Genomic DNA, 14,276 nt, shown 5'->3' on the forward strand with positions numbered 1-14,276 from the left:
TGACAAGAGCTATTCATTTTTACATTTTATGGATTAAACAGATCGGATCAATTCGGTCTTTTTAACATAAAGCAATTGCACAAAAACAAAATTCATATGAAAGGATGGTTTCTGTCTGTTAGAGAAGACTGTAAAACATGTCCCTTTGTTTTAGTTTGTAAATCAGGATTTTGTCCAATGGCCAAGCATATTACGAAATCAAGCTCTTCTGTGATTTGTAAGAATATGCAAGAGAAAATTCGTAAAAATCTAGCACTTTATGCTATTTCTGGTTGCTATGAAGATATTTTAGATGTGGACTAGAGAGGGGTAAGCAAAAATGTCTATTAAGAAAAACAAAAAGGTTGTAAAAAACCTGAATCTGTAAGCAATAATTGTAATATTTGTAAAATTTATATAATAAAAATGGAGAGGAGTGCTAGCATCTCTCTTTTTCTAGGAGGGCATTATGAATAAAATATTTCACTATCTGGATAAGAAAACGAAGTTTTATACTATCATCGGTGCACTGGCAAATGGAGGTTTGGCTCTTGCTCAACCCTTAGTCGTATCACAAGCCTTGTCCTTAAATCAAGGAGAACTGACTTATTATAAAATCATACAGTTTGCTGTTTTTGGCTTTACAGTATACTTCGTCTTGTATAGCTTAATGCTCTTTTGTAATCATACACATAATGTTTTTAGACGTGAAATTCAAATGAATATGAGGGCAGATTTATTTGACAAGCTGATGATAAATAAAGATTTTAACGAAGATGAAAAAGTCACCATGCTCACACAAGATATGGAGTATTTGGGGGATAATTACTTAGAAAAATACGTTAATATCATTTGCTGGAGCTTTGTAGCATTACTAACAGCGATTTATATTATTTCGCAAAATTTGTTACTAGGTAGTATTTTTGTCTTTTTCACTATTTTACGTCCTATTCCTCAGTTCTTGATGAATAAAAGACTCAAACATACTGGTGATGACATGGCTCAAGGCAGAGTAGAAGTGCATAATCAAGTATCTGATAGTATCCGAGGAGCACATACTCTACTCATGAACCAAGCAATTTCTGAAAATCAGAACAGATTTTGGAAGATTAATCGAAATTATCAACTAGCCATTCAAAAATTTTGCTTTACCCATAATATAATTTTCTTTTGCAACGGTTTCATGGTCTTTTTAAGCCAAGTTTTACCACTTGTTTTAGGTTTTTACTTTGCTATGGCTGGGCAGAAAGTGTCAGTGGCAAGTCTTGTTGCCATGTACATCGCAGCAGGTCAGCTAGTGAGCCCTATTCAGACTATTATGTATGATGCTGTAGATATACAAGGGGCAAAAACGACAGCAGATAAGATTTTTGGAGTATTAGAAATTGGAGATGTAAAACAGATAGATAAAAAAGATGTGCAAGAATTGAATGCTCTGCACATTAAAAATTTAAGTAAATCCTATGGTGACAGACAACTTTTCACTCATCTAAATTTGGATGTTCAAGCAGGTCAGAAAGTTTTAATCAAAGGACCGAGTGGTTGTGGCAAGTCAACCTTGTTTCGACTCATTACTGGAGAAGAAATAGCAGATGAGGGAGAAATTATCGGTGTGACAACTGTTAATGAATGTACATCAAGTTTTGTATCCAGTATAGGAATTATTAGCCAACACCCATTTCTCTTTAACGATACAGTGCGTTATAATTTGACCTTAGGACAAGAATTTTCTGAGGAAGAGTTGCTTGCTGTTTTGAAACAAGTCAAACTAGATTTTGAATTGACGGGTGGGCTGGATTTTATTATCAAAAATAACGGGGAGAATATTTCTGGGGGACAAAGAGTCAGGATTGAATTGGCACGTTTTCTTCTTCGTAGAAAAAATCTGTTATTGGCTGATGAAGTGACCGCAGCCCTAGACAAAGAAAACGCCTTCATGGTACATGAACTACTATTTTCTCTTCCTGTTATGATGTTAGAAATTGCCCATCATATTGATGATGAAAGTAGATATCAACAAGTTGTAGATTTAGGAAAATATTGATTCTGGCTTAAAAGTCAGTTTTATCAGAAAATAAAGTAAATATTTCAGTAATAAAACACCTAGTATCAAGATTTTTCAATACATAATAATATGCGTTTTTCTGATTATATATACTTTTCCTGACTTCACTCTTCTTTCTTATCACAAGATTGTGATAGTTTACATTTTTATAACAAAACTCTCAAACTCTTGCTTGTTTTTGCATCATATTATAAAATAAAAAGCATAAAAGAATAAAAGAGGTTTTGAAAATATCCGAAAAACAAATGAAAGTTGTGGGTTGGGTAGCGACCTTCATGTCTGTTATGATGTATGTGTCTTACTTCCCACAAATTATGAACAATATGGCTGGTCAAAAAGGAAATTTCATCCAGCCCTTGGTTGCTACCATTAACTGTAGTCTCTGGGTTTACTACGGTCTTTTCAAGAAAGAAAGAGATATTCCCCTTGCTGCTGCCAATGCTCCAGGTATCGTTTTTGGCCTTGTGACGGCTATTACAGCTTTGATTTAAAAAGAAGACTGGTTTCAGTTTTGTTCGTTTATGAAAATAGATGCTTCATTAAAGTAATTTTTGAATGAGAGTTGAGGGAAAAAGTCCAGTGACAGCTAGCTTTACGAGAGTCTTTTATGTTCGTCTCTATCAAAGAAAAAAGTATATCGTTACTATTTTTATAAAATCTTCTCTCTACTTTATAAGATGTGAAAAAGAGTTCAACTGGAACTCTTTTTTTGCTATAATGAGGGGAGAAAAATCAGACAGGAGAAGAAGATGTCAGAACCATTATTTTTACAATCAGTTATGCAAGAAAAAATTTGGGGTGGTACCAAGCTACGTGATGAGTTTGGATACGACATCCCAAGTGAAAAAATCGGAGAATATTGGGCCATCTCAGCCCATCCAAATGGTGTCTCTAAAGTTGCCAATGGTCGCTACGAGGGAACAGATCTTGCTACTTTGTATGCAGAGCACCGTGAATTGTTTGGTGATCGTCCAGAACCTGTATTTCCACTGTTGACCAAAATTCTGGATGCTAACGACTGGCTCAGTGTCCAAGTTCACCCAGATGATGCTTATGGATTAGAGCATGAAGGCGAACTCGGAAAAACAGAATGCTGGTACATCATCGCTGCGGATGAAGGTTCAGAGATTATCTATGGTCATAATGCCAAGTCAAAAGAAGAACTCCGTCAGCAAATCGAGGACAAGAATTGGGATGACTTGTTGACAAAGGTACCAGTTAAAGCTGGAGATTTCTTCTATGTACCAAGCGGAACCATGCACGCTATCGGGGCAGGCATCTTAATCCTTGAAACGCAACAGTCTAGCGATACCACCTATCGCGTCTATGACTTTGATCGTAAGGATGCCAAGGGAAACTTGCGTGAACTTCACCTTGAAAAATCCATTGATGTTTTAAACATTGGTGAGCCAGCAAATAGCCGTCCTGTAACTGTCAAAGCTGATGATTTACGCTCCACTCTCCTTGTATCCAATGATTTCTTTGCAGTTTACAAGTGGGAAATTACTGGAAAAGTTGACTTCGAAAAGACAGCTGATTATAGCTTGTTTAGTATCTTAGCTGGTCAAGGTCAACTGACTGTTGACGGAAAAAACTATCCAATACAAAAAGGTAGTCACTTTATCCTACCAAGTGATGTTGAAACTTGGACTCTGGAAGGGCAAGGTTTAGAATTGATTGTTAGTCATCCATAAAAAAAGAAAGGGACTGAGTTCACTACTCAAGTCCTTTTTGATTACATAAATTGGGCAATGAAGACCACAATGATGATAATTGGGATGACGAAACGAAGAAGGAAGAGCCAGACTTGGAACAGTCCCTGTTTCCATGCTGTTTCATCAAGATGCAGTTCCTCCATAGCAAGTGTCTTCTTAAAGATGTATCCTGTAAAGAGAGAAAGGCAGAGAGCTCCAAATGGCATAAGAAGATTGGAAACCATGAAATCCATAGCGTCAAAGAAGGTCTTCCCAAAAATGTGAACATCCGCCATGACACCGTAAGAAAGTGCTGAAGGAATACCAAAGACAAAGGTCAAGATTCCTAAAATCACACTCCACTTAGCACGCTTGCTGTTGTCTTGATTGGTGATATTACCCACATTGATTTCCAGCATAACGACAGAAGAAGTGACCGTCGCAAAGAGGAAGAGCAAGAGGAAGAGGATGTAGAAAATGGTTCCAAAAGGCATCTTGTCAAAGAGCTGAGGCAAGACGATAAATAGCAAGCTTGGTCCCCCTTCAGACTGGATATTGAAGGCTGACATGGCTGGGAAAATGGCGAGACCTGCCATGATGGACACCGAGATGTTCATGGCTACGATAGAAATTCCTGACTGGACTAGATTGATTTTCTTATCCAAGTAAGAAGCATAGGTCAGCATGGCTGTAACTCCTAGTGAGAGGGCAAAGAAAGATTGTCCCAAAGCATAGAGGAGACCAGCACTGGTCAGTTTTGAAAAGTCTGGTTTGAGGAAGTAGAGAACACCTTCCATGGCATTTGGCAAACTGAGAGATCGCCCGATGATGACAACAAAGATGATAAAGAGCAAGGGCATCATAACCTTAGATGCTCTTTCAATCCCTTTTTGAACACCACGTGATACAATAAAGATATTCAACAGGATAAAGGCAGCTTGTGCGCCTAGGGCAATGGCTGGATTAGAAATGATTGAAGTAAATAACTGAGCGTAATCACTAGTTACACCAAGTTGGAACAATTTTCCAAACTCAATGCCTAGATAAACCAGAATCCATCCCCCAATAACACTGTAGAAAGATAAGAGGATAAAGAGGGCAAAGGCACCAATCCAACCGATAAAGTTGTACTTGCCATTCTTGCCCAGTTTTCCAAAGGTTTTAATCCCAGAGACACCAGCACTTCGGCCAAGGGCAAATTCAGCTAGTAAAAGGGGGAAACCGATTAAAATAGTGGAGATAAGAAAGACCAGTAAAAAGCCTCCTCCACCGTTAGCAGCAGTCATATAGGGAAATTTCCAAACAGCTCCAAGTCCGATGGCTGAACCAGCAGATGCTAGGATAAAGCCCAATTTAGAACCCCATTGAGATTTTTCAGACATAGTTAAACTCCTAAAATTAGTATTGCAAAAGAAAAAGCTACTGCCCTTGGCAAATAGCCTCATCAGTACTCAAGATGAGCTTTTCTTATGATTGATAGACTTGACTATCCTATCATGTTTTCTAAGGTCTGTCAAGAAAACCATTTTCAAGTTTTCACACCTTTCTCAAAAATTTTTAAAAATTTCTCAAAAACGCTTGACTCTGACCTAAGGGGAGGGGTTATACTATCAATGTAATACTCTTCGAAAATCAAATTCAAACCACGTCAGCGTCGCCTTACCGTACTCAAGTACAGCCTGCGGCTAGCTTCCTAGTTTGCTCTTTGATTTTCATTGAGTATAAGGAGGAAATCATGTACCATATAAAAGAAGCTGCGCAGCTTTCGGGTGTCTCTGTCAAGGCCCTGCACCACTACGATAAGATAGGACTTTTGGTTCCTTTAAAGTCGGAAAACGGCTATCGAACCTACAGTCAGGAGGATTTGGAACGCCTTCAGGTTATTCTTTACTACAAATATCTAGGTTTTTCTTTAGAAAAAATAGCAGAGCTATTAAAGGAAGAAAGGACAGATTTATTGCCTCATTTGACCAGGCAGTTGGACTATTTGACTCGAGAAAGGGAAAATCTGGATACCTTGATTTCAACCTTGCAAAAAACCATTCAAGAACAAAAAGGAGAAAGAGAAATGAGCATTCAAGAGAAATTTGCTGGATTTAACTACCAAGACCATCAAAAATACCATCAAGAGGCGGTAGAGAAATATGGACAAGAAGTCATGGACCAAGCGCTCGAGCGCCAAAAAGGCCACGAAGATGAAGCTACGGCTGCCTTCAACCAAGTTTTTCGAGCCTTGTCACAAAATCTTCAAGCTGGTCTACCTGTAACAGCAACCGAAAATCAAGAAGAAGCAGCCAGACTCTTGCAAGCCATCCGGACTTATGGATTCGACTGTACTATTGAAGTCTTCAGTCATATCGGTAAAGGCTACGTCTACAACCCAGAATTTAAGGAAAACATTGACAAATTTGGACCTGGAACAGCCCAGTACACATCAGATGTGATTGCCCACTATGTCCAAACTCAAGCAAAATAAAATCGGAGGAGTATTCTTCCGATTTTTTCTAAATTCAAGTATTACTTGCTTAATAATTTTTCTACCACATTTAGTTTTCGCATGGTCAAATCTACATTAAAAAGTTTTTCAAGATAGTTGGTATGGAGTTTCTTTTGTTTTGCAGTTCTAGGGAGATAGAGGTAGAGACAATGGTTACCGATACAAATTTCTTCTTCACCGTAATCAATTTTCAATTTTTCTAAGGGGAGGCTTTGGATAAATCCCTGATAAAGAATCACATGTATACGGTCATAAAGATAGTGTTCTCCAAACGGGTTTTCTTGGACAATTTTTGTAAAATCACTTTTGTTCTGGATAACCATTTTTAAGTCAGCCCCAATATTTTCCTTTATCAGAGTATGAACACGTTCTCGTATAGTTTCTAAATCTAAGTCACTTTCAAGAATAATATTTCCACTTTGAATATAAGTTCGAACTTGTTGAAAACCAGCTTCTGTCAAGATATCTACTAGATAAGACATTTTCGGGATAGCATTTTTTCCATTAGGAGTAACTCCCCTTAACAAGATAATATGTTCCAAAGGACTTCCTTTCTTATTTGGTATTTTAGTCATTCAATTATTTATATATTTGATTTGAGCCTGCCACCCAGCCAGTGCAGAGGGCAGAAGTGATGTTAAACCCACCCGTGTGGGCATTGATATCCAGTACCTCGCCAGCAAAGTGGAGGCCAGGGACCAGCTTACTTTCTAGAGTTTTGGGATTGATTTCCTTGAGACTGACGCCCCCTTTGGTAACAAAGGACTTGGCAAGGGACATTTTTCCGGTCACAGGGATTTTGAGTGCTTTGATAGACTGGAGAAGTTGTTCGCGTTCCTTTTCAGTCAGTTGTTTGACTTTTTCTGGATAGCCTTGCACAAAAAATTCTGCCAAGCGTTCTGGAAGCAAAGTTTTTAAAGCGTTTTTCAAGGATTTTTCACGATTTTCTGCTAGGAATGCAGCCAAGTCCTTCTCAGAAAGTTGAGGGAAAACATCCAGTGAGAGAATCTCCCCACCCTTGACAAAGCTAGACATACGCAGAGCAGCAGGGCCAGACAAACCAAAGTGGGTAAAAAGCAGATCGTGCGTGATGACATGTTTACCATAGCTTAAGGTCACATCGTCTAGTGAAATTCCTTGAAGCGCTTTGTGTGGAAAATCTGTTAACAAAGGACTCTCAGCAGCCTCAAGCTCGGTAATGGTATGCTTGAAATGACGGGCAATCTCGTGACCAAAACCAGTTGAACCAGTAGAAGGATAGGATTTCCCACCAGTTGTGATAATGAGTTTCTCACAAGTGAAGCTTTGGTCTGCGGACTTAAGGACAAATTGGTCATCTATCTTTTTAACCGAAACAATTTCTGTTTGAGTGAGAACTTGTCCGCCTAGCTCAGCGATTTTTTTATCCAAGGCTTCGATAATGGTACGAGACTTGTCACTAGCAGGAAAGACGCGGCCGTGGTCTTCGACCTTAAGTTTAACACCATTTTCTGTAAAAAAGTTAATGATATCATGGTTATCAAACTGAGAGAAGACACTGTAAAGAAAGCGTCCGTTCCCAGGGATTCCAGCTAGTAGGTCATCTAGAGTTCCGTTGTTGGTTACATTGCAACGTCCCCCACCAGTCCCAGCTAATTTTTTTCCAAGTTTCCGATTTTTTTCGATGAGGAGAGTTTTCTGTCCATAAAAGCTACTGGAAATTGTAGCCATCATGCCAGCAGGACCTCCACCGATGACGATAGTATCAAAATGTTTCATAGCTCTATTGTACCACAAAAAAACAAGAGATGAAGTCACCTCTTGTCAAGAATACAATTAATCAATTTCATATCCCATCAGCAAACCACCATCTTCTGCATAAAAACTGCAGAGACCTGATGTCGGTAGAATCTTGATATCCGCTTGTGGGAAGGTTTCACGGATTCGCTCTGAAAGCTGTTGGCAACATTTCTCGTTATTGCGTTGGGCCATGACAATACGACCACCAGCATATCCTGCTTTTACTAACTCATCATAGGCAGCTTGAACTGATTTCTTTGAACCTCGTGCTTTTTGCAGCAATTCGAGAGTTCCAGTTTCACTAGCTTCTCCGACCATACGGATGTTGAGAAGGCCAACGACCGTACCGATAAGTTTGCTCAAACGGCCGTTTTTCACCAAGTTATCGACCTTTGCTAGAACAAAGAGCAACTTGGTTTTTTCTTGATAAGCTGTGATAGCTTCAACCACTTCTTCAAAAGACAAGCCCTGGTCAATCAAGTCATTTAATTTTTCTACGAGCAAGTCAACCTCACCGCCAGCAGACAAACTATCAATCACATGAATCTTAGTATCAGGATGGTCTTCCAGATAAATATTCTTAGCCAGTTGAGCACTATTGTGACTACCAGAAAGAGTGCCAGTGATGGTTACTAGGAAAATGTTTTTGGCACCTTCAAATGCTCGCAAATAATCATCTGGGCTTGGACAGGCTGATTTTGAAGCTTCTGCGGTTGCATACATGGTTTTCATCATTTGGTCAATGTTAAGACTAGCATCATCAACAAAGACCTGATCAGCTACTTGAATGGTTAAGGGGACACTTACAAAGGTCGTGTCAATAGCTGGTGTTGCCAGCTGACGATAATCACAACCAGAGTCAGTAATAATCTTCCAAGTCATAGAAATTCTCCATCTTTGTCAGTTATACATTGACAAAGGTTCTGTCTTTTTTTACAATTATATCATGAAAGCCCTTGAAACAAAAGCCTCATCCGTCTGTTGTGACAAGTAGAAAGAAAATGTTATGTCTGAACGTAGAATCTCTGAAAAATCTCTTGAAAATCTCAGAAAATCAAACCAAGAATCCAATTTATTAACCAGAGAAGCCCTTGAAACAGCCCTCTTACAACTCTTGGAAAAAAAGGACTTGACCAAGATTAGTATTTCTGAATTGGTCAAACGTGCAGGCGTTTCGCGTGCGGCCTTTTATCGTAATTATGATTCCAAAGAGGAGATTTTAGAAAGTGTCTTTAAACGAACTGTCCACAATATTATGGAACAGCTGCATCATTACGATCTAAAGACAGACCTTTATCTGGTCTGGGTTCACCTTTTCCGAGAGGCAAGAAAAGAAGCAAGAGTGATTCAACTGGCCTTAGATTACCATCTGGAAAAAATCTTTGTCCAAGCCATGCAGGAATTTCTAGAAAAATACCATGGAAAATCAAAAGGTGTTAGCTCTTATCTTCATTCCTTCTGGAGCTCGGCCATCGTCTCTGTCCTCTTAAAATGGATCAAGGATGGCATGAAGGTACCAGCTGAAAAGATTGCAGACTTACGGTTACCATTTTTTAAAAAATAGAGAAAACGGAGAAGAGAGATGATTGAAAAAAGACTAGCCTGGGATGAGTATTTTGCAGCTCAAGCTCTACTAATTGCCAATCGTTCCACTTGTAAACGTGCCAAAGTGGGCGCAATTCTGGTAAAGGATAATAAGGTGATTTCCACTGGTTACAATGGTTCGGTGTCAGGGACTGAGCATTGTATTGACCATGAATGTCTGGTCATTGAAGGCCACTGTGTTCGTACCCTTCACGCTGAGGTTAATGCCATTCTCCAAGGTGCAGAACGTGGTGTTCCTAAAGGCTTTACAGCCTATGTAACCCATTTTCCTTGTCTGAATTGCACGAAACAATTGCTGCAGGTAGGTTGTAAGCGCGTGGTTTATATCAACCAGTACCGAATGGATGACTATGCCCAATACCTTTATCAAGAAAAGGGAACAGAATTAACCCATCTACCACTTGAGACCGTACAGGAAGCTCTTAAAGAGGCAGATCTAATGTAAAAATTATCAAAAATAAATGGTTTAGAAAGATTTTTAAACCATTTTTTGGTATAATAAGAAGAATAAATTGAAAGAAGGAATTCCAAAAATGGGAAAAATTGAAGTTATTAATCATCCACTGATTCAACACAAATTGTCAATCTTGCGTCGTACAGATACTTCTACAAAAGCTTTTCGTGAGCTAGTAGATGAGATTGCAATGTTGATGGGGTATGAAGTACTTCGTGATCTTCCACTAGAAGATGTGGAAATCGAAACACCAATTACAAAAACAGTTCAAAAACAATTGGCAGGTAAGAAATTGGCCATCGTTCCAATCTTGCGTGCAGGTATCGGGATGGTCGATGGACTCTTGAGCTTGGTTCCAGCTGCTAAGGTTGGTCACATCGGTATGTACCGTGATGAAGAAACACTTCAACCAGTTGAGTACTTGGTGAAATTGCCTGAAGATATTGACCAACGTCAAATTTTTGTCGTAGACCCAATGTTGGCAACAGGTGGCTCAGCAATCTTGGCTGTTGATTCTCTTAAAAAACGTGGCGCATCAAATATCAAATTTGTCTGCCTTGTATCTGCTCCAGAAGGTGTAAAAGCCCTTCAAGAAGCTCATCCAGATGTAGAAATCTTTACAGCAGCCTTGGATGAACACTTGAACGAACACGGTTATATCGTTCCAGGTCTTGGGGATGCTGGAGACCGCTTGTTCGGTACGAAATAAAATTAAAAGAAGATTGACTTGGAAAAGAATTTTCCAGTCACGAAAGGAGGTTGAATTTTTGTTTCTGTCTAATGAAAACAGAGCAAAAATTTGACCTTTTTTGACCAAGATATTATAATGGTCTTATCTTCAGTCATTTGACAAACAAAATTAAAATTCAAAAGGAGAAATAAATGATTCCTGTAGTTATTGAACAAACAAGTCGTGGAGAACGTTCTTACGATATTTACTCACGTCTTCTCAAAGACCGCATCATTATGCTGACAGGTCCAGTTGAAGACAATATGGCTAACTCTGTTATTGCCCAATTGCTTTTCTTGGATGCCCAAGATAGTACAAAAGATATTTACCTTTATGTCAATACACCTGGTGGTTCCGTTTCAGCTGGTTTGGCAATCGTTGATACTATGAACTTTATCAAGGCAGATGTCCAAACCATCGTTATGGGAATGGCTGCATCTATGGGGACTGTTATTGCATCAAGTGGAGCAAAAGGCAAACGTTTCATGCTTCCAAATGCTGAGTACATGATTCACCAACCAATGGGTGGTACTGGTGGCGGTACGCAACAGACAGATATGGCTATCGCTGCAGAACACTTGCTCAAAACTCGTAATACTTTGGAAAAAATCTTGGCTAAAAATTCAGGTCAGTCAATCGAAAAAGTCCACGCAGATGCAGAACGCGATAACTGGATGAGTGCCCAAGAAACACTTGAATATGGCTTCATTGATGAAATCATGGCTAACAATTCATTAAACTAATGATTAAAAAAGGCAAACTCGACTGGGTTTGCTTTTTTTGGTATAATAGGGAGAGATTTCTTAGAAAGAGGATTTATCATGTTTGAAAAAGTCAATCGATCTGGCTTGATTATCTATCTTTACTATAATCGGGATGCCAAAAAACTGCAGGATTATGGAGATGTTACCTATCATTCCAAGAAACATCGCTACTTGCAGCTCTATGTTGCAACTGAGAATTTAGAGAGCGTAGTTGAGAGATTAGGTAAGGAAAGATTTATCAAAAAAGTTAGAGTTTGCCATATCCAAGAGCTGGAAACACCCTTTGTGGGCAATCTTTATCGAGAGGAAAACGTTATCATCGAAAAAGTTCAAGAAAAGTGTTGACAATTTTCTGATAATTCGGTATATTCTTAACATGCTATTTATTTAAGAAATAAGGAGACAAAAAAGATGAAGAAAAAATTTGCCCTATCGTTTGTGGCGCTTGCAAGTGTAGCACTTCTTGCGGCCTGTGGAGAAGTGAAGTCAGGAGCGTCAAATGCTGCTGGTAACTCAGTAGATGAGAAGACAATCAAAATCGGATTTAACTTTGAAGAAACTGGTGCCGTCGCAGCCTACGGAACATCTGAACAAAAAGGTGCCCAACTTGCTGTTGATGAAATCAATGCAGCAGGTGGTATCGATGGAAAACAAATCGAAGTAGTTGATAAAGATAACAAGTCTGAAACAGCGGAGGCTGCTTCAGTTACAACTAACCTTGTAACCCAATCTAAGGTATCAGCAATCGTAGGACCTGCGACATCTGGTGCCACTGCAGCTGCGGTAGCTAACGCTACAAAAGCAGGTGTTCCCTTGATTTCGCCAAGTGCGACTCAAGATGGATTGACTAAAGGTCAAGATTACCTCTTTATTGGAACTTTCCAAGATAGTTTCCAAGGAAAAATTATCGCAAACTATGTTACTGAAAAATTAAATGCTAAGAAAGTTGTTCTTTACACTGACAATGCCAGCGACTATGCTAAAGGTATTGCTAAATCTTTCCGCGAATCATACAAGGGTGAAATCGTTGCAGATGAAACTTTCGTAGCAGGTGATACAGACTTCCAAGCAGCCCTTACAAAAATGAAAGGGAAAGACTTTGATGCTATCGTTCTTCCTGGTTACTACACTGAAGCCGGTAAAATTGTAAACCAAGCCCGTGGTATGGGAATTGAAAAACCAATCGTTGGTGGTGATGGATTTAACGGTGAAGAATTTGTACAACAAGCAACTCCTGAAAAAGCATCAAACATCTACTTTATCTCAGGCTTCTCAACTACTGTAGAAGTTTCAGCTAAAGCAAAAGCCTTCCTTGACGCTTACCGTGCTAAGTACAATGAAGAGCCATCAACATTTGCAGCCTTGGCATATGATTCAGTTCACCTTGTAGCAAACGCAGCAAAAGGTGCTAAAAATTCAGGTGAAATCAAGGACAATCTTGCTAAAACAAAAGACTTTGAAGGTGTAACTGGTAAAACAAGCTTCGATGCAGACCACAACACAGTCAAAACTGCCTACATGATGACCATGAACAATGGCAAGGTTGAAGCAGCAGAAGTTGTAAAACCATAATAGAAAAATGTTGAAATAGGGAATGAGCCTCGGACTCACTCCCTGTTTCGATGTTTAATACTCTTTGAAAATCTCTTCAAACTGCGTCAACGTCGCCTTGGATTATATATGTGACTGACTTCGTCAGTCTTATCTACAACCTCAAAGCAGTGCTTTGAGCAACCTGCGGCTAGTTTCCTAGTTTGCTCTTTGATTTTCATTGAGTATAAGAACCTATCAAAAATGAGGGAAAGACCTCTAACATTATAAATAGAAAGAGTGAATTTTATGCTCCAACAACTAGTAAATGGTTTGATTCTAGGTAGTGTTTATGCACTGTTAGCCCTAGGGTATACCATGGTTTACGGGATTATCAAGCTCATCAACTTCGCCCACGGTGATATTTATATGATGGGAGCCTTTATCGGTTATTTCTTAATTAATTCTTTCCAAATGAATTTCTTTGTAGCGCTTATTGTAGCTATGCTTGCGACAGCCATTCTTGGTGTCGTGATTGAATTTCTTGCTTATCGACCTTTGCGCCACTCTACTCGTATTGCTGTTTTGATCACAGCTATTGGGGTTTCTTTCCTATTGGAGTATGGTATGGTCTATCTGGTTGGTGCCAATACCCGTGCCTTCCCTCAAGCGATTCAAACAGTTCGCTATGATTTGGGACCAATTAGCCTGACCAATGTGCAGTTAATGATTTTGGCCATTTCCTTGATTTTGATGATTTTGTTACAAGTCATTGTCCAAAAGACTAAGATGGGAAAAGCCATGCGTGCAGTATCCGTAGATAGCGATGCGGCACAATTGATGGGGATCAATGTAAACCGTACTATCAGCTTTACCTTTGCTTTGGGTTCTGCTCTTGCGGGTGCAGCTGGTGTTCTGATTGCCCTCTATTATAACTCTCTTGAGCCTTTGATGGGGGTTACTCCAGGTCTTAAGTCATTCGTTGCCGCAGTACTTGGTGGTATTGGAATTATTCCTGGTGCGGCTCTAGGTGGTTTTGTGATTGGTCTATTGGAAACCTTTGCGACAGCCTTTGGAATGTCAGACTTCCGTGATGCCATTGTTTATGGAATCTTGTTGTTGATCTTGATTGTCCGCCCAGCTGGTATCCTTGGTAAAAATGTGAAAGAGAAGGTGTAA

The 14,276-nt window shown here is 39.3% G+C and carries 16 protein-coding genes; 12 read left to right on the plus strand and 4 right to left on the minus strand.

All coding sequences use genetic code 11. The features are described 5' to 3' along the window. The first annotated feature begins 177 nt into the window (after nt 1-177). From RWP09_RS02590 to manA, 4 genes are all read left to right on the plus strand, one after another. Nucleotides 178-303, plus strand: coding sequence for a hypothetical protein (locus tag RWP09_RS02590; protein WP_314433679.1), 126 nt, complete (start codon nt 178-180; stop codon nt 301-303). A 145-nt stretch (nt 304-448) separates the two neighbouring features. Beyond that, a complete protein-coding gene (locus tag RWP09_RS02595; protein WP_314433681.1) occupies nt 449-2,023 on the plus strand; it encodes an ABC transporter ATP-binding protein in 1,575 nt (524 codons plus the stop codon). Between the two features lie 251 nt (nt 2,024-2,274). Then, complete coding sequence (locus RWP09_RS02600; RefSeq protein WP_314433967.1) at nt 2,275-2,535, plus strand: SemiSWEET family transporter; 261 nt, start codon at nt 2,275-2,277, stop codon at nt 2,533-2,535. Between the two features lie 258 nt (nt 2,536-2,793). Next, entirely contained in the window at nt 2,794-3,738 is a 945-nt protein-coding gene (manA, locus tag RWP09_RS02605; RefSeq protein ID WP_314433683.1) for a mannose-6-phosphate isomerase, class I, read from the plus strand. 41 nt (nt 3,739-3,779) lie between these two features. Here the strand turns inward: manA and RWP09_RS02610 are convergent, their stop codons facing one another. After that, nucleotides 3,780-5,120, minus strand: coding sequence for a sodium-dependent transporter (locus RWP09_RS02610; protein ID WP_314433685.1), 1,341 nt, complete (start codon nt 5,118-5,120; stop codon nt 3,780-3,782). A gap of 353 nt (nt 5,121-5,473) precedes the next feature. On the opposite strand from RWP09_RS02610, the gene RWP09_RS02615 reads away from it, so the two are divergent. Continuing rightward, a complete protein-coding gene (locus tag RWP09_RS02615) occupies nt 5,474-6,214 on the plus strand; it encodes a MerR family transcriptional regulator (protein ID WP_314433687.1) in 741 nt (246 codons plus the stop codon). A gap of 41 nt (nt 6,215-6,255) precedes the next feature. On the opposite strand, the gene RWP09_RS02620 is transcribed toward RWP09_RS02615, so the two are convergent. Genes RWP09_RS02620 through RWP09_RS02630 form a run of 3 tightly spaced genes read right to left on the minus strand, consistent with a single transcriptional unit; the run spans nt 6,256 to nt 8,896 of the window. Then, nucleotides 6,256-6,777: a DUF1697 domain-containing protein gene (locus RWP09_RS02620; RefSeq protein WP_314433689.1), complete on the minus strand. Its 522-nt coding sequence runs from the start codon at nt 6,775-6,777 to the stop codon at nt 6,256-6,258. Between the two features lie 37 nt (nt 6,778-6,814). Then, nucleotides 6,815-7,993 (minus strand): NAD(P)/FAD-dependent oxidoreductase, encoded by a 1,179-nt coding sequence (locus RWP09_RS02625; protein WP_314433691.1) that lies wholly within the window; start codon nt 7,991-7,993, stop codon nt 6,815-6,817. A 57-nt stretch (nt 7,994-8,050) separates the two neighbouring features. Then, nucleotides 8,051-8,896 (minus strand): DegV family protein, encoded by an 846-nt coding sequence (locus RWP09_RS02630; RefSeq protein ID WP_314433694.1) that lies wholly within the window; start codon nt 8,894-8,896, stop codon nt 8,051-8,053. A gap of 124 nt (nt 8,897-9,020) precedes the next feature. Here RWP09_RS02630 and RWP09_RS02635 point away from each other — a divergent pair, with 124 nt between their 5' ends. From RWP09_RS02635 to RWP09_RS02665, 7 genes are all read left to right on the plus strand, one after another. Next, nucleotides 9,021-9,578: a TetR/AcrR family transcriptional regulator gene (locus RWP09_RS02635; RefSeq protein WP_314433696.1), complete on the plus strand. Its 558-nt coding sequence runs from the start codon at nt 9,021-9,023 to the stop codon at nt 9,576-9,578. Nucleotides 9,579-9,596: 18 nt separating this feature from the next. Beyond that, nucleotides 9,597-10,064: a cytidine/deoxycytidylate deaminase family protein gene (locus RWP09_RS02640; protein ID WP_314433698.1), complete on the plus strand. Its 468-nt coding sequence runs from the start codon at nt 9,597-9,599 to the stop codon at nt 10,062-10,064. Between the two features lie 88 nt (nt 10,065-10,152). Continuing rightward, nucleotides 10,153-10,782, plus strand: a complete 630-nt coding sequence (gene upp, locus RWP09_RS02645) for a uracil phosphoribosyltransferase (RefSeq protein ID WP_084946900.1) — start codon at nt 10,153-10,155, stop codon at nt 10,780-10,782. A gap of 173 nt (nt 10,783-10,955) precedes the next feature. Beyond that, nucleotides 10,956-11,546 (plus strand): ATP-dependent Clp protease proteolytic subunit ClpP, encoded by a 591-nt coding sequence (clpP, locus tag RWP09_RS02650; protein WP_267240415.1) that lies wholly within the window; start codon nt 10,956-10,958, stop codon nt 11,544-11,546. Between the two features lie 78 nt (nt 11,547-11,624). After that, nucleotides 11,625-11,912, plus strand: a complete 288-nt coding sequence (locus RWP09_RS02655) for a YlbG family protein (RefSeq protein ID WP_314433700.1) — start codon at nt 11,625-11,627, stop codon at nt 11,910-11,912. Between the two features lie 66 nt (nt 11,913-11,978). Next, on the plus strand, nt 11,979-13,139 hold the full coding sequence (locus RWP09_RS02660; RefSeq protein ID WP_314433703.1) for an ABC transporter substrate-binding protein: 1,161 nt from the start codon (nt 11,979-11,981) through the stop codon (nt 13,137-13,139). 267 nt (nt 13,140-13,406) lie between these two features. After that, nucleotides 13,407-14,276 carry a branched-chain amino acid ABC transporter permease gene (locus tag RWP09_RS02665; protein WP_000941421.1) on the plus strand — a complete coding sequence of 290 codons (870 nt, stop codon included), beginning with the start codon at nt 13,407-13,409 and terminating at the stop codon, nt 14,274-14,276.

The sequence above is a fragment of the uncultured Streptococcus sp. genome, from assembly GCF_963521255.1.
GTDB lineage: Bacteria > Bacillota > Bacilli > Lactobacillales > Streptococcaceae > Streptococcus.